The sequence below is a fragment of the Bacillus sp. LQ16 genome (genome assembly GCF_057784645.1).
In genome coordinates this window covers 3,180,423-3,201,373 of sequence record NZ_CM173491.1, presented here as the reverse complement: position 1 = coordinate 3,201,373, position 20,951 = coordinate 3,180,423, and the positions used below count along the sequence as shown (strand labels likewise).

21 protein-coding genes and 1 riboswitch are annotated in these 20,951 nt (G+C 35.4%); of the genes, 15 read left to right on the top strand and 6 right to left on the bottom strand.

Features of this window, described 5'->3' with window-relative positions; genetic code table 11:
- The first annotated feature begins 11 nt into the window (after positions 1-11).
- From AC3EMB_RS16030 to AC3EMB_RS16020, 3 genes are all read left to right on the top strand, one after another.
- Positions 12-1,037: an alpha/beta hydrolase family protein gene (locus AC3EMB_RS16030; RefSeq protein ID WP_095690496.1), complete on the top strand. Its 1,026-nt coding sequence runs from the start codon at positions 12-14 to the stop codon at positions 1,035-1,037.
- A gap of 200 nt (positions 1,038-1,237) precedes the next feature.
- A complete protein-coding gene (locus AC3EMB_RS16025) occupies positions 1,238-1,594 on the top strand; it encodes a hypothetical protein (RefSeq protein WP_001229424.1) in 357 nt (118 codons plus the stop codon).
- Positions 1,595-2,179: 585 nt separating this feature from the next.
- Positions 2,180-3,007 carry an endonuclease I family protein gene (locus AC3EMB_RS16020; protein ID WP_488517134.1) on the top strand — a complete coding sequence of 276 codons (828 nt, stop codon included), beginning with the start codon at positions 2,180-2,182 and terminating at the stop codon, positions 3,005-3,007.
- 146 nt (positions 3,008-3,153) lie between these two features.
- Here the strand turns inward: AC3EMB_RS16020 and AC3EMB_RS16015 are convergent, their stop codons facing one another.
- On the bottom strand, positions 3,154-4,584 hold the full coding sequence (locus tag AC3EMB_RS16015) for a YfcC family protein (protein ID WP_366987418.1): 1,431 nt from the start codon (positions 4,582-4,584) through the stop codon (positions 3,154-3,156).
- A gap of 200 nt (positions 4,585-4,784) precedes the next feature.
- On the opposite strand from AC3EMB_RS16015, the gene rraA reads away from it, so the two are divergent.
- From rraA to AC3EMB_RS15980, 7 genes are all read left to right on the top strand, one after another.
- A complete protein-coding gene (gene rraA, locus AC3EMB_RS16010) occupies positions 4,785-5,264 on the top strand; it encodes a ribonuclease E activity regulator RraA (protein ID WP_000266049.1) in 480 nt (159 codons plus the stop codon).
- 339 nt (positions 5,265-5,603) lie between these two features.
- Entirely contained in the window at positions 5,604-7,505 is a 1,902-nt protein-coding gene (locus tag AC3EMB_RS16005) for a DUF4430 domain-containing protein (protein WP_488517133.1), read from the top strand.
- A 57-nt stretch (positions 7,506-7,562) separates the two neighbouring features.
- Complete coding sequence (locus AC3EMB_RS16000; RefSeq protein ID WP_095690499.1) at positions 7,563-8,399, top strand: DUF4430 domain-containing protein; 837 nt, start codon at positions 7,563-7,565, stop codon at positions 8,397-8,399.
- A 22-nt stretch (positions 8,400-8,421) separates the two neighbouring features.
- Complete coding sequence (locus AC3EMB_RS15995; RefSeq protein WP_015055161.1) at positions 8,422-9,300, top strand: energy-coupling factor transporter transmembrane component T; 879 nt, start codon at positions 8,422-8,424, stop codon at positions 9,298-9,300.
- Positions 9,273-10,934, top strand: coding sequence for an ABC transporter ATP-binding protein (locus AC3EMB_RS15990; protein WP_488517132.1), 1,662 nt, complete (start codon positions 9,273-9,275; stop codon positions 10,932-10,934). Before AC3EMB_RS15995 ends, AC3EMB_RS15990 begins: the two co-directional genes overlap by 28 nt.
- Positions 10,907-11,608, top strand: a complete 702-nt coding sequence (locus AC3EMB_RS15985; RefSeq protein WP_023522507.1) for an ECF transporter S component — start codon at positions 10,907-10,909, stop codon at positions 11,606-11,608. The genes AC3EMB_RS15990 and AC3EMB_RS15985 overlap by 28 nt, the downstream gene beginning before the upstream one ends.
- A 183-nt stretch (positions 11,609-11,791) precedes the next feature.
- Positions 11,792-12,514, top strand: a complete 723-nt coding sequence (locus tag AC3EMB_RS15980) for a YwiC-like family protein (protein ID WP_488517131.1) — start codon at positions 11,792-11,794, stop codon at positions 12,512-12,514.
- Between the two features lie 32 nt (positions 12,515-12,546).
- On the opposite strand, the gene AC3EMB_RS15975 is transcribed toward AC3EMB_RS15980, so the two are convergent.
- The gene (locus tag AC3EMB_RS15975; protein WP_000554029.1) at positions 12,547-12,738 is read right to left on the bottom strand and encodes a hypothetical protein; all 192 of its coding nucleotides are present in this window, start codon (positions 12,736-12,738) and stop codon (positions 12,547-12,549) included.
- Between the two features lie 122 nt (positions 12,739-12,860).
- A riboswitch (SAM riboswitch) is annotated at positions 12,861-12,959 on the top strand.
- Positions 12,960-12,999: 40 nt separating this feature from the next.
- On the opposite strand from AC3EMB_RS15975, the gene AC3EMB_RS15970 reads away from it, so the two are divergent.
- From AC3EMB_RS15970 to AC3EMB_RS15955, 4 genes are all read left to right on the top strand, one after another.
- A complete protein-coding gene (locus AC3EMB_RS15970; protein WP_002094089.1) occupies positions 13,000-13,317 on the top strand; it encodes a hypothetical protein in 318 nt (105 codons plus the stop codon).
- A 260-nt stretch (positions 13,318-13,577) separates the two neighbouring features.
- Positions 13,578-13,967 carry an SWIM zinc finger family protein gene (locus AC3EMB_RS15965; protein WP_366987413.1) on the top strand — a complete coding sequence of 130 codons (390 nt, stop codon included), beginning with the start codon at positions 13,578-13,580 and terminating at the stop codon, positions 13,965-13,967.
- Positions 13,968-13,990: 23 nt separating this feature from the next.
- Positions 13,991-14,566, top strand: a complete 576-nt coding sequence (locus AC3EMB_RS15960) for an NAD(P)H-dependent oxidoreductase (RefSeq protein ID WP_423096950.1) — start codon at positions 13,991-13,993, stop codon at positions 14,564-14,566.
- Positions 14,563-14,928, top strand: a complete 366-nt coding sequence (locus AC3EMB_RS15955; RefSeq protein WP_423096948.1) for a group-specific protein — start codon at positions 14,563-14,565, stop codon at positions 14,926-14,928. The genes AC3EMB_RS15960 and AC3EMB_RS15955 overlap by 4 nt, the downstream gene beginning before the upstream one ends.
- Before the next feature lie 28 nt (positions 14,929-14,956).
- On the opposite strand, the gene AC3EMB_RS15950 is transcribed toward AC3EMB_RS15955, so the two are convergent.
- The 4 genes from AC3EMB_RS15950 to AC3EMB_RS15935 form a co-directional block, all read right to left on the bottom strand.
- Positions 14,957-16,303, bottom strand: coding sequence for a short-chain fatty acid transporter (locus AC3EMB_RS15950; protein WP_423115417.1), 1,347 nt, complete (start codon positions 16,301-16,303; stop codon positions 14,957-14,959).
- Between the two features lie 507 nt (positions 16,304-16,810).
- The gene (locus AC3EMB_RS15945; RefSeq protein ID WP_423096944.1) at positions 16,811-18,070 is read right to left on the bottom strand and encodes a serine hydrolase domain-containing protein; all 1,260 of its coding nucleotides are present in this window, start codon (positions 18,068-18,070) and stop codon (positions 16,811-16,813) included.
- 100 nt (positions 18,071-18,170) lie between these two features.
- A complete protein-coding gene (locus tag AC3EMB_RS15940) occupies positions 18,171-19,370 on the bottom strand; it encodes an MFS transporter (protein WP_001190333.1) in 1,200 nt (399 codons plus the stop codon).
- 15 nt (positions 19,371-19,385) lie between these two features.
- Complete coding sequence (locus AC3EMB_RS15935) at positions 19,386-19,802, bottom strand: MarR family winged helix-turn-helix transcriptional regulator (RefSeq protein ID WP_000343680.1); 417 nt, start codon at positions 19,800-19,802, stop codon at positions 19,386-19,388.
- 189 nt (positions 19,803-19,991) lie between these two features.
- On the opposite strand from AC3EMB_RS15935, the gene phaZ reads away from it, so the two are divergent.
- The gene (gene phaZ / locus AC3EMB_RS15930) at positions 19,992-20,888 is read left to right on the top strand and encodes an intracellular short-chain-length polyhydroxyalkanoate depolymerase (RefSeq protein WP_366988150.1); all 897 of its coding nucleotides are present in this window, start codon (positions 19,992-19,994) and stop codon (positions 20,886-20,888) included.
- Positions 20,889-20,951 lie beyond the last annotated feature (63 nt).

The window sequence follows — 20,951 nt, the reverse complement described above, 5'->3', positions numbered from 1 at the left end:
GGATTAATATAATGATCTTTGATGAATATGAAGTAGCGGTAAAAAGTGAATTAACTTTGCAAGGTACGATTACAAAGCCAAAAGCTGGTGGGAAGTATGCTGCTGTTGTAATTATCGCTGGATCTGGAGAAGTTGATCGTGATGGAACGATAGTACCGCTAAAGCTTGAGTCGAACATATATAAAGATTTAGCACATGTAATGGCGCAACTTGGAGTAGTGACGCTCCGTTTCGATAAGCGCGGAGTAGGAAAGAGTAACGGAGAAATTCTGAAGACTGGAATGTGGGATTTAGTTAGTGATATAGAGGCCATGATAACGTATTTAAAAGAACAACCATTTGTTGATCCAGAAAATATCATTTTAGCTGGTCATAGTGAAGGGTGTATGTTAGCCACTGTAGTAAACGCAAGAACACCAGTTAATGGACTCATACTTATTACAGGAGCTGCAGAATCATTAGAAGAAGCTACAAAAAGACAAAGAGAAATTGCTTATAAAGAACTAAAAGAGCAGAAAGGAATAAAAGGAAAACTAATGCGTCTTCTTAATGTAGAGAAACGCGGAGAAAAACAGATGGAAAAAATAAAAGAGAAAATGATGAACACAGAAAAAGATACGATTAAAGTTGGTTTTAAACCGATGAATGCAAAGTGGTTTAGAGAGCATTTTCAGCATGACATCTATAAAGACTTACAACAAGTAACATGTCCAGTACTAGCTATTGCTGGTGATAAAGATATTCAGGCTGACCCTGAAAGAGCGAAGCGGATCGGTGAGTATGTGAAGGGTGATTCTGAAGTACGTGTAGTAAAAAATATGGATCATAGTTTAAAAAGTTTTGAAGGTGAATTTAAAGCATTAGAGTTTAAAAAGAATTATGAAGAAGGGGCAGGAAAGCCACTTCATCCAGAGTTGGAAGAAATAATTGTGAATTGGATGGATGCGCATTTTATCTCGCAACATGCGGGTAGAAAGATTTCCGGTTCAATATTAGGCGAAAGTGAGGAAGTCGGAAGGGAGAGTAATTGTCTGTAAAAAAAAACGGCTGTTGTAGGTTGATTTAGTTTAGTATATGAATTTATTTTTTTGCGAATTCATTCATTATAAAATGTTCGTTTTTATTAATTAACGCGATAAAAACGAACATTTTTTTATTTTAAATAAATTGGATAATTAAACTATAACATCAATGTGTATCGTTGAATATCATAATAATATAATGGAGGTGGTGTTATATGGCTCTTACTACAGGACCAATTGAAAACGTAGGAAATCAACCTGCTAATGCAAATAGAGTTAGGGTAAAAATCCTTAACCGTACTGCGGGCCCGCTTACTGGAGTAGCTAGAGTTTTTAGACTTGACGGTTCATTAGTATTAATTGAACAGGTAAACTTCAATGTAAATTCTAATGCTTCTACTTTTGCAACTCTAAGTTTAGTTCATCCTGCTCTTGGACAAGCATTTGAATATGAAGTTCAAATTGTTCCTAATCAACCTGGTGGACTATATAGTGTTTATGGACTAACAGCTGACAGTGTTATCATTACTGCACAACGTATTGTGAACTCAGAATTGACACAGTTTCTTTAATTAAAATAGATTGGTGCCTACATGGTATCCAATCTATTTTTGTACGTATTATTCAGAGAAAGAAAGGTTTTACACAAAAATAAAGACAGTTATGGAAAAAGGAAAAGTCGAGCTATCATCTTGATTTTTATCCCGCTATTTGCCGGGCAGTAAGACCACCACCTCAAAATTCAGCGGAAGCAAAGAAGTTAGGTGAGGGAGGAACGAAATCCCACTGATTAAAGTTTCACTTTATCTGTTTTGTGGCACGGTTTTCTTTGAATGCTTTTTATTCAAACTGTTTTTTTTTAAGTATTTATCAAATATGCATTATTGCATAAATAAATTTAAATTTATAAGTTAATATTAAACTACTTTTTAATTGTAAAGAATATTTTAATAATCTTTACGGGAGAAGGATATTTCTTGTGAAAAGTAAAATTGTTTGGAAAGTAGATAAACAAAAAGTTTGGAAATGATATAAACTCAATAGAGTTTTGTATTAAATAAAAAGAAAAGGGTGGGTATGGGTTTCTAAAAGTTTTGGGGGGAGAAAGCATTTTTTAGTTAGTAGCTTCAAATTATATTTTAAAGGGGAATGGGTATATGAAGTTTCGAAATACAAATATTGCTATGATTACGCTATCTTCATTTTTTATTTTAGGTTCTGCATCTCTATCATTCACAGATACTATACACGGTGAAGTAGCTCCTGCATCAGCACAAGAGATTATTGTAAAAAGTTATGACGATACATATTATAATAACGCAATAGGAAAAACGGGCTTAGAATTAAAGAAGGAACTGCATAATATTATTGATAATCATACAAAGTTATCATACAGTGCGGTTTGGGAAGCACTAAGAGATACTGATGAAGATCCAAATAATAAAAATAATGTGATACTCTTATATACTGGTCGTTCGCAAGGGAAGCTTACGAATGGATCAGGAGTAAATAACTGGAACCGTGAGCATGTTTGGGCAAAATCTCACGGTGACTTTGGAACGACTGCAGGACCTGGAACAGATCTACATCATTTAAGAGCGACGGATGTATCTGTAAATAGTTCACGTGGAAATTTAGATTTTGATAATGGTGGTGTGAATCATTCTGAAGCGACAGAATGTAAATATGATAGTGATTCTTGGGAACCTCGTGATAGTGTAAAAGGAGATATTGCTAGAATGCTGTTTTATATGGCTGTTCGTTATGAGGGGGACAACGGCGAAATAGATTTAGAACTAAATGAAAAAGTGAATAACAATAAAGATCCATACATGGGGAAACTATCGGTTTTATTAAAATGGAATGAACAAGACCCGGTCGATGATTTAGAGCGAAAGCGTAATGAAGTGATTTTTACAAAATATCAACATAACCGCAATCCTTTTATTGATCATCCTGAATGGGTAAATAAAATTTGGAACTAAGATTTTTAAAGGTATTATATTTTGATAGAAGGGATTGATCATTATGATCAATCCCTTCTTATATTTTTACTAGAATAAATGATTTTTATAGGATTGAAGAGGAGAATAGGATAGATATTTTATCAAGTTAATTATATATGGGTATTTTAGTACGGTCCCCACTCAATATTCACCCCAACAATAAGAAAAACAAGTCCAATGATAAACCAAATGAGTGCAAGTGGAGCCATGAAACGAATCCATTTTCCATAAGAAATCCCGCTCGCTGCGAGAACGCCCATTAAAACACCAGAAGTTGGATTTAAGCAGTTTACTACACCTTCCCCAAGCATAACAGCCTGTACTGTAACTTGGCGTGTAATATGCATGAAATCAGCTAATGGAGCTAATATCGGAATAAAAATAACCGATTCTCCTGTCCCGGATGAAATAAGGAAATGTAATGCGGCACTACTTACGTACATACCGATAACGCCAAATACAGGGCTTTGTCCTTCAAGAGCTTGTGCGAGTTGGTTAACGATTGTATCAAGTAATTTGCCTTGTTCTAAAATGACTGAAATACAACGAGCCATTCCAACGATTAGAGCACCGTAGATAAGATTTTGGCAGCCAGTTAGAAAAGTAGATGCGATATCGTTTGCTTTCATACCACCTATTATTCCGGCTGTAATTGCTATGAAAATAAAAGTAGCGGTCATTTCTGCGTCCGTCCAATGTAGACGAAAAGCGCCTATTAAAAATACAATTAACGATAAAGCTGAAACGAGTAAAATTAATTTATGACGTATCGTCCAAGGAACTTCTTTTTTCTCCGCTTCTTTTTCGCTTGAAAGAGCGTTACTTGGAAACCAGTTGTCGCCAAGAATGCTTCCTTTATTCGATTTTTTCAAGCACTTTACATACCAATTAATATAAAGGATAGTGGCAAGTAAAAAAGATATATAGATTGCGGTGCGTAAACCAATCCCGGAAAACATCGGAAGTTCTGCGATCTTTTGTGAAATGCCTAAAGGTGAGGGGGATAAAATAGTAGCATTAAAACCAGCATAAGTGCCTAAATAAATAATTGCTACACCGACGATAGCGTCCCATTTTAACGTGCGTGCAACGATGATACCGATGGGGATAAAACCGATAACTGAGTTAACGATAATACCAGTCGTTCCAAGAATAGAAAAGAGCGCAGCAACTATACAAATGAAAAGTAATTGCTGATTCCGAAATTTGTTAATAACATGATAGATTAAACCGTCAAGAGCACCTGTTTTTTCAAGAATTGCAATAGCTCCACCTGTAAATAAAATTAGAAAGATAATAGGAGCAGCAAGTGTCATTCCTTTTTCAATAGCGGTAAAAAAAGAAACAAATCCTACGGGTGATTGCGGAACAGAATGGTAGCTACCTGGTATTGTCGTTGTAACGGTCCCGTTTGTAACCCTTTTAAATTCTCCAGCAGGAACGAAGTACGTAGCAATGGCGCAAAGTAAGGCAATAAAAAATAGTAGTACGTACGCATCAGGCATTTTAAACTTTTGTTTACTAGGTTGTTTTTTTGCCTCAGTTTGTATTTGCATAAAATCCCTCCTTCTTCACTTTGTTAATTTTTAATATTCTGAATTTAATCTGTGAAATAGATTATAATAAAGGTAGCTTCTTAAGGCAATAGTTTTTGTATCCTTTTCCCGCACATACAAATTATTGCAATATTAGACAGGGAAACGATAATAAGCCAAGAATATGTTATGTAGAAAGAAAAAGGAAAAGAGGGAACAAGATGTGGAAAACTACTGATTTATGTGATGAATTTGAAAAGGAATTACAAATATGTCGACAGTCTTTTCGGTCTTTTGGGAAGAAAGAACAATTCTACGGAAAAATTGCAACTGTAAAAGTGAAAGATGATAATGTACTAGTGAAGGAAGGATTGCAAACATTACCAGAAGGAACAGTATTAGTTGTTGATGGCGGAGCGTCTACGAATTGTGCGTTACTCGGTGATAATTTGGCAGCTATTGCGGAAGAAAGAAAGCTAGCAGGAATTATTGTGAATGGGTATGTTCGTGATTCTAGTGAACTAAAGAATATTAATATTGGTATTTTAGCATTAGGAACGATGCCAAATAGAAGTGTGAAAGAAGGAAAAGGAGAACGAAATATTTCATTGCACTTTGGACAAGTAGAATGGAATCCAAATGAATATGTCTATGCGGATGAAGATGGCGTCATTATTAGTGAAAAGAGTTTACATAGTTAAGAGTTAATAAGTTATTATTCTTAGAAAATAAATCCGATAAAGCATGGACAAAATTCTTTGTCAATAGTAAAATAATACAGAAATTTAAAATTTACAGAATGTATAGGTTTATCGTTTTACGATAACTTAAATGGAAGTAAGTTGTGCCAAGAAAAGTGAATGTTATCACAATGATACGTTCATAAACAAAATTATTTTTCCTATACAAATATAGCCGCGAATAATGCGGGTAGGAGGTGTTGTACATTTTTGTTCGACACTTACAAAAAGAGAGTGTCAATCGCACGCCCTTGAAGGGCCTTTTTTTGTGTAAATGGTAGTAAGGGAGGAAATTTTGGGATGGCGATGTTGAAAAAATGGCTGCTTACGTCTTTAATGGCAGTGACACTTGTATTTGTTTCTTTTGCGAATACAGTACATATTACGTTTGCTGAAGGAAATACAGCAAAACTTGCAATTATTGGGGAATCACAAAAAGGCATTATGTTATGTCCGAAAGAAGAGCAAATTAAAGATGGGGAAACAGCTTTAAGTTTGCTGCAAAAGGTCATGGGGGACAAAGTAGAATCTGAAACGATGTCGTTTGGAACATATGTAAAAGGCATCGATGGTTTAATGGCCGGAGCTACAAGTGGTTGGACATACGATGTAAATGATACATCTGCACAAGTTGGGGCAGATAGTTATAAATTAGAGTCTGGAGATGTTGTTGTCTTTCGCTTTGTTTCAGACTGGAGCAATATGAGCCAGGAAACATTGAAAGAAACGTTAGATAAGTTCGGAACGTGTAAAACAGAAGAACCTAACGGTGGCAAAACAGAAGAACCAAAACCAGAAGGTCAAGACGGTAAAACACCAGATGGGAAAAATCAAGGTGACCAAGACGGTAAAACACCAGATGGGAAAAATCAAGGTGACCAAGACGGTAAAACACCAGATGGGAAAAACCAAGGTGATCAAGACGGTGAAAAACCAGATGGGAAAAACCAAGGTGATCAAGACAGTAAAACGCCAGATGAGAAAAACCAAGGTGATCAAGACGGTAAAACGCCAGATGGGAAAAAACCAGAACAACCACAGCAAGAGAACATTCAAGTTCCAAGTGCACAATTAAATGAAGCCATTTCTAAAACATCAGACAAGATGTTACAAGATGGAATTGAAAGTGATTGGGTAGCTGTAGCGCTTTCTCGTTCTGGAAAGAATGTGCCAATTGAGGCAAAATTAAATTATGTTAAGTCAGTAACTGAAAAAGTAGAAAAGCGCATTAATCGCTTTTCAGCGACAGATTTAGCTAGAACAATTATTATGATGAATGCAATGAGTGCAGACCCTAAAAATGTAGGTGGACATAATTTAGTTCAAAAATTGTATGAGTCAGATAAAGTGAATTCTGTTACAGGTTATGCATTTGCTTTACTTGCATTTGATACGAAGAAGTATGAGATTCCAGTTGAATCAAAATGGAACAGAGTCGCTCTAGTGGAAGCACTGTTAAATAATCAGCATACAGACGGTGGATGGACTTATAATAGTTCAGGTAGTAAAGATAGTGCTAGTAGCGTTGATGTAACAGGTATGGTTTTATCAGCATTAGCTCCTTATCAAGAGCGATCAGATGTGAAACCAGCTATACAAAAAGCTGTTGCGTATTTATATAACGAACAGCTGCAAAATGGCGGTTTTTCAGCTGATGGACAAGAAAATTCAAATAGTACTGCGCAAGCAATTATTGGATTATCACTTGTTAAAGATGTAGATCAAAATCTTCTTCATAAGGCAATGCAAAACCTATTATCATATCAACTTTCAAATGGTGAATTTAAATGGTTACCAAGTGATCAAAATGGTAACGGAATGGCTACAGAACAGGCTCTTTTAGCATTACTTCAATTTAAGGAAATGGGAAAATCTATTTATGATTGGTCTAATGTAGACGCTGGTGATGTAATTAAGCCAAAACCGATTGAAGAGCCAGAAAAGGTCGTTGAACCAGAAAATAATGTAGTAGAAAAAGAAGTTACTGAAGAACCGAAAGAACAAAACCAAGTACAACAAGAAACAAAAGATGAAAATCTAAAAGTAGTTGTAGATAACGAACCGGTTAAGAATAAAAAAATCGGAAACGGTAACAGTCTACCAAAAACAGGAGCATCTTCTCATAGTGCAGCAACAGAAGTAGGTATGGGTGTATTATGTATTGCTTCTGCATATGTATTATGGAGACGTAAAGCAGCTTAACAAAAAATTAGGAGCAATTATTTGCTCCTAATTTTCGTATGAAAGGTGAGAGATAGGATGAGTAAGGTGAAATGGTTCATTTCTTTACTGCTTTCGCTTGGGCTACTTGCCGGATGTGAAGAGGCAGCTGTAAAGCCTGAGAAGAAGGTAGAACCGAAGCAAGAAGAGGTAGCGAAACAAGAAGAACAAAAAGATGAAGCGAAGCCGGAAGAAAAAACAGAAGAAAAGCAAGCTGAATCAGAGCAAAAGCAGCAAGAAGAGCAGAAAGAGAAACAAGAACAAAAAGTAGAAGAGAAGCCGAAAGAGGAAAAGCCGCAGGCACAACCAGAGGTAAAGAAAGAAGAGAAACAACAGGAACAACCGAAAGAACAGCCGGCTGTAAATAAGCAACCAGAGCAGCAACAAGCACAAGAAGAGAAACAACAACCGAAAGCACCAGAAGTAAAAGAAGAAGCAAAGGTTGTGAATCAGCCGAAAGAAACACCGAAGCAGGAGCAAAAGAAAAAGTCAGAAGAGAACAATAGTGTACCAGCTCCACCAACACCGGTACCACCATCAAACCCAGTGCCACCACCAGTACCACCAGTACCTAAAGCAAAACAAGTAACAATCTCGGTAAAAGGAAATAACGGATATATAATGGGTGCGAAAAAGATGGATGTACAAGATGGCGATACTGTGTATAAAGTATTACAACGTACAGGATTAGATGTTGATGCAAGCGGATCTAGAGATAGTATTTATGTAAAAGGTATTAATGATTTATATGAAAAAGATATTGCGGATACTAGTGGATGGAAATATCGTGTGAACGGTGCTTTTCCAAACCATAGTGCTGGTGTAGCTACGGTAAAACCAGGAGATACAATTGAGTGGGTATACGTATTACAATAAGAAAGGCATTCGGTAAAGGGCTATGAAAATAAGTTTTTCTTCTTTACATCCTTTTGTGAATTTTTTCTATTATATCGGGGTGATGATACTATGTATGATGTGTCTTCATCCTCTTTTTTTAATTGGAGCAATAGTATTAATTATTATGTTAAATGTGATGCAAGGAAATAGCGAAAAGATAAGAAAGATGCTACCGAGCACAATTGTTTTCTTTTTTATGGTAATTTTATTTAATTCGTTATTAACGCATAGAGGTCGAACTACGTTGTTTTGGTTAGGTGATAGCCGTATTAAGCTTGAGGCGATTATGTTTGGAATAGTAATGGGGTTATTACTAGTTGCAGTTATGTTTACGTTTGCGTCATACAATGATATTATTTCCAGTCATAAATTTTTATATTTGTTTTCAAGAATTTCACCGAAAGTTGCATTGTTAACGATGATTACAGTGAGATTTGTTCCTTTGTTTATAAGGCGATTAAAGAAAATCACACTCGTTCAAAAGACGAAAGGTGTGCAGGTAGATTCAGGTTCGATAATTGAACGCGTCAAAAATGGTATGCAATTGCTGCAAGTATTATTAATTTGTTCATTGGAAGATGCACTGCAAACGGCAGATTCTATGCAAGCTCGTGGATTTGGTGTAACGAAACGTACGACATATATTCGCTATAGAATGGAAAAACGAGATTGGTATACGCTCAGTTATTTAAGTATTCTATTTATAATTGCTATCATATGTAGTACGTATGGCGGAGGAAAGTTAATCATTTATCCGAAAGTCGAATCTATTTTATTTCAGCAATACGATGGGATGATGTTTATCGTATTTACGATGTTTATTAGTTTACCAATTATAATGGAAGGAAGGGAATGGTTATGGTGGCGCATGCAGAAATAAACAATTTATCATTTGTATATACTGATGAAAACGAAAAAGCGTTACAGCATATTTCTCTTTCTGTTCAAAAAGGAGAGTTTATTGCACTTGCCGGCGGATCAGGATCCGGGAAGACGACTTTATTAAAACATTTTAAAAAAGAATTACTTCCAATTGGTAAGCGTACTGGGGATACATATTATGATGGTACTTTATTAGAAAATGTACCTGATTTGTTATCTGCTCAAGAAATTGGTATGGTATTTCAAAATCCAGAAAATCAACTCGTAATGGATACAGTTATTCAAGAATTAGCATTTTCTTTAGAAAATATTGGGTTACCATCACATATTATTCAAAAACGAATAGCAGAGCTTATTAGCTTTTTAGGATTTCAAGATTTATTGCATCAATCTGTTCACACGTTATCTGGTGGGCAAAAGCAACTTGTTAATTTAGCTGCGGTATTAGTTATGCAGCCAAAGTTATTATTATTAGATGAACCGACAGCACAATTAGATCCAATTGCTGCAAAAGAGTTTTTAGGATTATTAAAACGGATTAATGAAGAACTTGGAATTACGATTATTTTAAGTGAACATCGTTTAGATGAAGTTATCCCGCTTGCAACACGCGTTGTTTGTATGGATAATGGCTGTATTATGTATGATGGTAGTCCTAAAACTGTTATTACGAATATGTGGGGAGTAGAAACATTCCGTCCATTTATTCCGCAAATTCCAAGGCTATTTTTAGAGTGGAATGTGAGAGATATTCCGTTTACGGTGCGAGAGGCGCAAATGAAAATGAATAATTTTTCAGCGATATCATATGTAAATGAGCCAATAGCACAAAGTGAAAAGCAAGAGGTAATTTTAAGCGCAGAGCATATTTCATTCCAGTACGAAAAAAATAGTCCGCTTATTTTACGTGATTTATCAGTTTCGATTGAAAAAGGAAAATGGGTAGCGCTCGTTGGGAAGAACGGTACAGGTAAGTCTACACTGTTAACAATTTTAGCAGGATTACAAAAAGCGAGAAGAGGGAAAGTAAAGTGGAACGGGAAAGTGATACATAAAATTGATTCGAAAGAACGGTTTAAAAGTATTGGGTATGTATCGCAGTATCCATATTATCATTTTACATTTGATACAGTGTGGGATGAGGTGTATGAACGTGCACGTGAATTATATGGAGAACAAGGAAAAGAAATAGCAGAAGATACGCTAAAACAGTTTTGGTTGTATTCGCTTAAAGAACGCCATCCGCATGATTGTAGCGGAGGAGAGCAACAACTTCTTGCATTATGTACAACGTTATTATCAAAGCCAACGTTATTATTACTTGATGAACCGACAAAGGGATTAGATCCATGGAAGAAAGAAAGAGTAGGAGAACTATTTAGGAAGCTGCAAAAAGAAGGAACAACAATTGTAATGGCAACGCATGACATTGAGTTCGCTGCGAAATACGTTGATCAATGTATGATGTTATTTGATGGGACAGTCATTATGAATGATGCACCGAAAGAATTTTTTAGCGGCAACTTCTTTTATACAACATCTATCAATCGATTCATTCGAAAAGAATTGCCATATGCATTAACGTGGGAGGATGTGTACGAAGCGTGTCCAAACGATATGTTGCATTCATAATATGTATTTTTGCAGTAATAATAGGCACATTACTCTTTACTACACTTATTATGGACGGTTATTACATGTTAAGTAGTTTGTTTTTATTAGTTGTTATTATGTTACCTTTCTATATCCGTTTTGAAAGAAAGGCGTTTGTTTCACGTGAAATTGTTCTCGTTGCTGTATTAGCAGCAATTGCAGCAGTTAGCCGCGTACCATTTTCTATTTTACCGAGTGTACAACCAACTTCTTTTGTTATTATCGTTTCTGCAATTGTGTTTGGAAGTGAAGCGGGTTTTATGATCGGTGCAACAGCAGCGATTGTGTCTAACATCTTTTTAGGGCAAGGTCCGTGGACGCCGTGGCAAATGTTTTCATGGGGTATGATTGGTTTTATAGCTGGATTATTGCGTAATACATTTTTAATGAAAAAGCTATGGGGAAGACTCCTGTACGGATTGTTTGTTGGATTTTTATTTGGCTGGATTATGAATTTCTGGGGACTTCTCGGTTTTATACGAGAGGCAACGTGGGAAACAGTCATTTCGTATTACATCGCAAGTTTTTATTTCGATTTGAGCCATGCAATTTCGAATGTTGTCTTCTTACTATTATTTAGTACTTCTTGGATTACGATTCTCACAAGATTTAAAAAGAAATACGGTATATTAGATAAGCATAACATAGCATAGAAAAGCATACTCATATAAGGTAGGGTCGCGACTTACATATTCGTTTGCCTCTTTCATGCTTCTTACATATTGTAAGGAGCATTTTTTATTGTCAAAAAATAGTCCAATATATATCCGTTACTATATAAAATTATTCGTATAATAATAGGTGAGAACTATTTTCAAAAGGGAGGTGTATAGTTAATGAAGTTAGTTATTCCGAAGCAACATGGTGCATGGGCGATGCTTGCTATACCATTTCTATTAAGTGTCATACTTGGAAAACCTACTATATATCACATTCCATTGTTTATAGCTTGGTTCTTTATCTATTTAGCTACGTATCCATTCCTTATGCACATAAAACAAAAACGAAAAAAAGAGTATTTACATGCTTCAATTGTATATTTTATTATTGCGTTCGTATTTGGGATGATTTCTCTATTATATGAATGGCGCATTCTTTTATTCGTAATAGTCATGATTCCACTATTTATAGTAAATATGCATTATGCTCGTCAAAAAAATGAAAGGGCACTATTAAATGATATTTGTGCGATCATTGTGTTTTGTGTTGGTGGGTTAATTAGTTATTATTTTTCAATGAAACAAATCGATCATACAGCATTATTCATTGCACTTATTTCATTCTTATACTTTTTAGGTAGTACGTTTTATGTGAAAACGATGATACGTGAGAAAAATAATCCGAAGTATCGTTTTATATCTTGGGGTTATCATATTCTATTAACAATCATTGTATTTGCAATTAATCCGTGGTGCTCCCTTATTTTTATACCAAGTGTCATTCGAGCCATTATATTGTATGGCAAAAAAATTTCTATTATAAAAGTAGGGATTTTAGAAATTGTGAATTCTGTATATTTTTTAATCATAACGGCAATAATTATGAAGTATGCCATTTGAAAAAACTTCCCACCTTATGATGGGAAGTTTTTTCAATCTTGTTCTAAAATGTGAACGGTGTAATCGCAGCGTTGAATAGCTTGTTCGATCGCATAAAGGGATTGCTCAATACGAGCGCGATTAAAATCTTTTTCAACAGTCTGTAATGCTTCTTCTAAACAATGTTTTGCTTCTTGTAATGATTGAAAAGAATCTTGTACATATCCGCGAGCATTTTGATGCATTTCATAATCCTCCTTGCATATTCATATATGTATAGTATGAACAGTAAAGAAGAAAATATTATTTGTTATATTTGTTTGACAATTAAAATGAAATTACGTATAGTAAGAATTAAGTGAATATTTTCTTATCCAGAGAGGTGGAGGGACTGGCCCGATGAAACCCAGCAACCGCGATGCAGGTGCTAATTCCAGCAGAACATATTTGTTCTGGGAGATAAGACGAAGATATATACGTAACTTCTTCTTATCGGAGAGGTTTTTTTGTTGCAAAAAAACCGATTACGAAAATTTATATTAAGAAGAAAGGGGTTGCGCATTGCTGTGACACTCGAAAAATACGTAAAACTGCGTAGTACAGTTTATGAATATATGATAGAGCAAGATAAGCCAATATCATTGTTAGATATTCAAGAACATATCGTTTCGCATCATGAAGGAAAATTCACGAAAAAGATGTTACATCAATTTTATTTATCAAGACTATTAGATGAACTGAAACTGGATGGGAAAATTACATTAGCTGATGAATATCTCTATACTGAAAAAGGGGTATTTTATAAGGCGAGAAAAGGGAGCTAAGCTCTCTTTTTTTTAAAATAACGGAGTATGTAGAGTAAAAGACTGCTTAAGCAGCCTGATACAGGGAATGGTGTTGAGTGTGTAGTGTCAAAAATTGAATGTGCCTGAAAGAGGCAATTCGTATCGGCTGCAAATGAAAAGAGACACCTTCGCCGAATAGGTGTCAGTCGTTTTGCAAAATAGACTTGCTATTTAACAGTTCTTAGAATAACATGCAGGGGTTTGGAAGTCAAAAGGGAATTAAAGGAAGGGGTACAATTATGTACGCTTACTTATTAAAAGATATAACGAAATGGATCCCAAAGTACGTTGTAGATAAGGGATATGAATATTATGAAGATGGACATGTAGAAGATGTTGAAATACAAGATAACAAAGTGTTTGCTTTCGTTACTGGAAATGCAGGGAATTATGAAGTAGTTATTGATCTCGAAGATTTTTCAAAAAGTAGTTGCGAATGTCCGTATGAAAATTATTGTAAACATATGGCGGCAGTTGTTTATGATATTCAAGGTGCTGGTGAGAGTGCAGTTAAAGAGAAACTGAAAGATTTAGAAAAAGAAGAGTTACTTACTGTATTAAATCGACTGTTGCAAAGTTCGAAAAACATGCAAATTGTAGAGAAGATGTTAAAGAAGGGGAAACTTTAACTTATAGAGGGAGTTGTTATGTAGTGAACGTACTAATTGTATACGCTCATCCTAGTCCTTCAAGTTTTAATGCGGCGATTTTAAATCATGTGCAAAAAGGACTACAGGAAACAAATCATTCAGTTACCGTACTTGATTTATACAAAGAACAATTTGATCCAGTCCTCGTATTTAATGAAGAGAAGAAAAGACGTGATTTAGTAAATGAAGAAGAAACAGCTCGATACAGAACGTTAGTAGAAGAAGCAGATACAATTCTATTCATCTATCCAATATGGTGGTGGGGGATGCCAGCTATTTTAAAAGGTTTTATTGACCGTATTTTCGTAGCTGAATTTGCTTATAAATATGAAGGGGCTCTGCCGAAAGGATTATTGCAAGGGAAAAAAGCGTGGGTTATTAATACGTTAGACTCGCCTCTATGGTACGTCGCATTGTTATATCGATCAGCAGATTGGATTATGATGAAGAGAGGTGTTTTACGTTTTTGTGGCATTCGTGATATAAAACGGTCAGTGTTTCAATCTGTGAAAACGAGTAAAGTATCAAAGCGCGAAAAATGGTTATTACAAATAGAAGAAAAGGCTCGTACATTATGAATGAAGTCGATCGTATTATAAACTGTTGTCAGTATGATAACGAACTTTTTCGAAAGTATATTACGTGTTTACTTCAATTGAAAAAATGCAGCGATACATTTCAACAAATTCAAATAGAGTTAAGAAATGATTATTTAATAAGAGGAATTTGTGAAAGAGAAGTAGATGAGGTAGTAAGGGGAAGTAAAGAATATGAAACATATTTTCTTCCTAAAGCGTTACAGTGGAATTTTTTGAGGGAACATCCATACTTGATTGGAAAAATTTGCGAAGATTTTTTTGCATTTGAGTCATTACATCTTACGGAGTTAGAGTGGGAGAAGATTATAAATCGCGTGGGAAATAAGTCATTTATTATGTAAAAAAGCTAGTATAAAACTAGCTTTTCGTTTAAATAAATAAGAAGCATAGACTAATGATAAAACCTGCATATAGTAAGTTCACAACGCAAAATCCCATAATGTCACGAGCACCTAAACCAGCTATCGCTAATGCTGGTAATGCCCAGAAAGGTTGAATTAAATTCGTCCAAGCATCGCCCCACGCAATGGCCATTGCAGTTTTTGCAGCAGGTACACCAAGTTCAGCGCCAGCTGGAATCATAATTGGTGCTTGCACGGCCCATTGACCGCCACCAGATGGAACGAAAATATTAACGATACCAGCACTTAAAAAAGTAAAGAGCGGGAAAGTTGATTCGTTTGAAATGCTAATAAAGAAATTAGAAATAGCTCCTCCAAGTGAAAGTCCTTCACTATTTGCTCCAATCATCATGCCCATAATTCCTGCGTAAAACGGAAATTGAAGTAAAATGCCAGAGGCACTTTTCGTAGAGTCTGAAAAAGCGCGAATATACTGAATCGGAGTGCGGTGGAAAATAAGTCCAGCAATTAATAACATAAAAATCACGATATCGAGAGTAAGATTAAATCCTTTCGTATAAAAGTAATTGAAAATATAAATGAGACCTAACAATCCAACGCAAAGTGTAATAATGATGCTATTTTCCATTTTTTCAGCGAATGTATTTTTTTCTACTTCTTGAGCAGCAGCTTCTTCATGGAACACGCTAGGATCTACAGTTATCGTATGTTTTTCATCTGGATGCATCGCTTTATTAATGAGAGGCATCGTAACGAGAAAAATAATAACTGGAACGAGAGCGTATGGTGAGAATAACGTTTCTGTTATCGGAATTGCCTCTTTAATACTTCCAGCAGTCGTTTTAATTAACGTTTCACCGCCTGTTGCTAACGTAAGAGGGATAGAGGCAGAAAGACCGGCATGCCAAATGAGAAATCCAGAGTAAGAAGAGGCAATTGCTAGTCTATAATCTAATCCGTCCAGTTGCCTTGCCACTTCTTTTGCGTATAAAACAGATACAACAATTCCAAAGCCCCAGTTTATGTATGCACCAAGTAAACTTACAATGGAAATGGCAATAATACCTTGTCCATTCGTTTTCGGTAGTCTGGCAGCTTTCGTTAATCCTTTTTTAATAAGAGGAGCATTTGCTAAAGCAGATCCAGTCACGAGTACAAGTGCCATTTGCATAGAAAAGGCGAGGAGTCCCCAAATTCCATTACCCCAGTGATTAATCATTTCTACAGGTGTTTGGTGAGTCGCAAACATACCAAAGCAGATAACGAAAACAGTTAGTAAACATGATAAAATAAACGGTTCTGGCAAGAAGCGTTGCACTAAGGCGACGCAACCATTTGTAAAGGAACGAAACAAAATAGATCAACCTCCTTATGTATATGTATTACAATTATTCGAGGTTATTTGGGAGATAACCTTCAATATAAAGAAAATTCAGATATTTATAAGAGTGGTAATTTATTGATAGATTGATATAGAGCCTCGTATCAGATTCTGCTTTTAATATACTAGAAGAAAAACGGTTGTAAATGGGGTAGCACTTATAGGGATAGTATAGAGAAAGGTTACTAGCTGGCTTCAAAGCAACTGTTGCAAACTGGTCAAAAAATAAAGTTCATCATCCCGGAAGAAACTCTATTTTCATCAATAGAAGAAATTTTCGACGAATATGAACAGACAATCTTTGTAAGGGAAGTGTTTTAACGAATTCTCCAAAAGGTGTGGATGTATTAGTTAAACACTTAATTAAACATGTAAACTGCTTATATAAATTTTGATAGGTGTGTTTGAAGCAGTTGTTCTTTCAGTATCTTCTAATATATAGGATTATAAATAAAATATCCCAACAAGAAGAAGCTTCCACTACTGTGGAAGCTTCTCTAAATGATGTGAAATATCAATATACATATTTGAGTAAACTGAATGTATTTCATTACTTGGCGTAGCGTTAGAAGAGAAGTGGACAATTACCATATTTGCTTTCGGATCGATGTAAAGTGTTTGTCCGTAACTACCTAACACTTCAAAAGCACCCTGTTCATTGTGGGGAATCCACCATTGATTATGATAAGAAATGGAAGCTCCAGGGCTAATTGCAAGTTCACCTTCTTGGACATTTTTTATATCTTCAGTAATAGAAGAAGGGAGAATTTGTTTTCCGTTATATTCCCCGTTGTTTAATAGTAATTGCCCGAATCTCGCCATATCTCTAGCAGTTGCATTTAAGCCAGCGCTTGCTTGTTCTATTTTCGTTTCATCTGTAACGTAATACGCGTTTTCTTCCATACCAATTTGAGACCAAATTCGTTCGCTAACATTTTCAGCTAATGATTTACCAGTAATAGTTCGAATAACCCAAGCGAGCGTTTCTGTTGATCCGTTATTGTAAGAAAAGGCAGAACCAGGCGGTGCAGTTTCTTCTGCTTCTTGTAACATATCATAAATTTTCATCGGACCGTCGTAATTTTTGCCGCGGGGTAAAATATTGCTAGCTAAATATAATTGTGCATCTTGATTTTCTAGCCCAGGCTGCTCATATCCGTGGGTCGGGTATTCTGCTGAAACTTGCATGTCCATTAATTGCTGAAGTGTCGCTTTTCCGAACGGTGTGTTTTTTAATTCTTTTATGTAAGTGTCAGCTGTTTTCTCTAAATCGATACGATTTTCTTCAGCGAGAGATTGTATAATTGCCCCGGTAAAGACTTTTGCTAATGATGCCATACCATGAGGTTCATTCTGTTTATACCCATTGAAATATCGTTCATATACAAGTTGTCCATTATGTACAACGACAAAAGCATCCGTTTTGTTATCGTCTAAAAGTTTTTTTAGAGGAGTTGTATTTCCGAATCTACGCTCCACAGCAAAATCGTCTAAGTTTTGCAATGCGAAAGGGAAGTGAGCAATTTGGTCAGGATTGTTTTTTACGTCATTAACTAAAGTGAATTCTTTCATATGGGTATACGACCAACGTAAGTAAGGGTCATTTAACCAGTTTTCTTTTGTCACATTATGTTTTGATGGGGTCGTTTTATTTTGTTTGAAGTAAGTAAACCCAAGCCCTGTAATTACAAATATGAATGTTAGTAAAAGTAAGAGTAGGGGAGATTTTTTTAGTTTCATATATGGCCCTCCTTTTTATTTCTACTATAAGTATACGCTCGTCTTGAAGGAAATACAAAATAAGGAAAGTAAACGGGGAAGTTTACTTTCCTTATTAACGTTAAGCGGAAATTTTTCCGTCTGTAGGTTGTTTTTTGAATTTTTGTTTTCGTCCGTGTAATCCATAATATAAAAGTAAAGTGAAAGCAACGATAATAGCTGCGATAAAATACATATTATGATAACTAGATTTCGCTGCGACAATACCTAAAATGAAAGAACCAAAGCCAATACCACTATCAAAGAATGAGAAATACGTAGCTGTCGCAGAACCACGTCTATGGTTTGGAGCAGCAGAAATCGCAATCGTTTGGAAACTCGGAATTAATGTTCCGTAACCTAAACCGATTAGCATACCTGCGCCAAGGAACCAAAATGAAGTTTGTGCTTGGCTTAATATGAACATTCCGATTGTGAAAATAATGATAGCAGGGTAAACAAGTACATTTTCACCGAAGCGATCAAAAATCTTTCCTGTAAATGGACGAGAAATGACAACGACAAGTGCATATACAATGAAGAAATAACTTGCAATTTCACTTAACCCGAGTTCTTTCGCATAAATAGGAATAAAGGATAAAATACCACTATAAGAAAAGGCTAAAACAAATCCTGTAAGTGCAATCGGAATAGAAGATGGTTCGATTAAGTCTTTCCATTTCATTTTTTCACGTTTTTGTTTGCTCACAGGTGCTTCATGCGGAATATTTACAAGTAGTCCTAATAAAAATGCAAGTAATGAAAATACGGAACAAACGATAAATAACACAGTAAACGAAAAATGAGAAATAATTGTTAAACCTAAAAAAGGACCAATTACCATCGGCAGACTCATAAATACGCCGAAATATGCAAGTGCTTCGCCTCGTCTATGAGCTGGCGCAACATCAGTTACAATCGTACCAGTAGCTGTCGTTGCCATCCCGAACCCAATACCGTGCAAGAAGCGAAGGGCAAGTAATAAGAATAAACTTTGCGCACCGAAATACATAACAGTAGCGGCTAAAAATAATGAAAGTGAAATAAATAATATTTTCTTTCTTCCTAAATCATCGAGCCATTTTCCTGTGAATGGTCTACATAAAACAGAAGAAATAAGAAACACAGTTGCAACTAAACCAATTTCCTCAGGTTTTCCTTTTAGGCCGTCTATTACATAGACAGGCAGAGTAGTCATAAGCATGTAAAATGTTAAGAAGAGAAATAGACTACTAAAACAAGTTCCGAGGAAATCCTTCGTCCAAAGTTTCTCACTTTGCATCGTCATCCCTCCAATTTAATCTAAATTTTTAATAATTTGTTGTAACACTTGAAATGCTTGATGTAAATCATCTTCATTAATACCTTCTAGCGTTTTTTCTTCGAAAGTATCAACTTCTTCTTGCCATACTGGAATCATCTTTATCGCTGTTTCGGATAAAGAAATGAGCTTCTCGCGGCGATCTTTACCTTCTGTACGAATAATCCATCCCATCGTTTCCATACGTGTTAACGTACGAGTCATCGTTGGTGATTCAACATTTAAATATTGGCATAATTCTGTTTGCGTACAAGAACCAGTTTGATTAATGCGGAAAATAACAGCCCACTGCGCACTAAATAACCCAGTTGGAGATACACGTTCATTAAATTTCTTCGTAAACTTTCGAGAAGTCTGGCTGACGATATGAAAAAAATGTTGTTTTTCGTCCATGTATTTTGATCCTTTCAAATTAGTTACCTAGCTAACTATATACTTTTTTATAATAATTGTCTAGTAATAGACATGTTGATTTATGTAAAAAATTCTTATAGGTTTTATGTTGCGAACGTATATTCTACGTGCTATTCTTTAATTAAGTAAAGAATTTTCTTTCTATTAAATAGAATGGGGGAACTTGTGATGATTAAGCCTGCAACAATGGAGTTTGTTTCACTATCGAACGGAGAAACGATTGCATATCAGGAAGTTGGAAGGCGAAATACAGATATTCTTGTACTCATTCACGGGAACATGACATCGTCACAACACTGGGATTTAGTTATTGAAAAGTTGCAAGATCAATACCATATTTACGCTCTTGATTTAAGAGGGTTTGGACAATCAACGTATAATCAGTCCATAGATTCATTACAAGACTTTGCAGACGATGTAAAATTATTTATCGACGAGTTAAAGCTAGAGAAATTCTCATTAATGGGCTGGTCAATGGGCGGTGGCGTTGCGATGCAATTTACAGCGAATCACCCAACTTTTGTAGAAAAGTTAATTTTAGTAGAATCAGTAGGAATGAAAGGATACCCAATTTTTAAAAAAGATACGAATGGGCAGCCGATTGTATCAAGTTTAGTAAAGACGAAAGAAGAAATTGCGCAAGATCCAGTACAAATCGCTCCAGTATTAGATGCGATAAAAAATATGAACAAACTATATTACCGTACAGTATGGAATCTATTAATATATACACATAATCAACCTGAACCGGACCGTTATGAAAAGTATTTAGATGATATGTTAACGCAACGTAATTTCGTAGATGTGAATTATGCGCTCATTACATTTAATATTTCAGATGAATATAATGGGGTTGTAGAGGGAAGTAAACAAATTCATCGTATTAAAGCGCCGACACTCGTCATACAAGGTGATAGAGATTATGTCGTACCGCAAGTAGTCGGTGAGGAATTAGCGAAACATTTGCCAAATGCAGAGTTGAAGGTATTAGAAGATTGCGGTCACTCGCCGTTTATTGATTGTTTAGATGTATTTATAAAACATGTAGAGGATTGGTTAGAATAGAAATAATCCCCGAAATGAACAGTATTGCATATACTATAACATTTGTATGTTAAAGGGGAGATT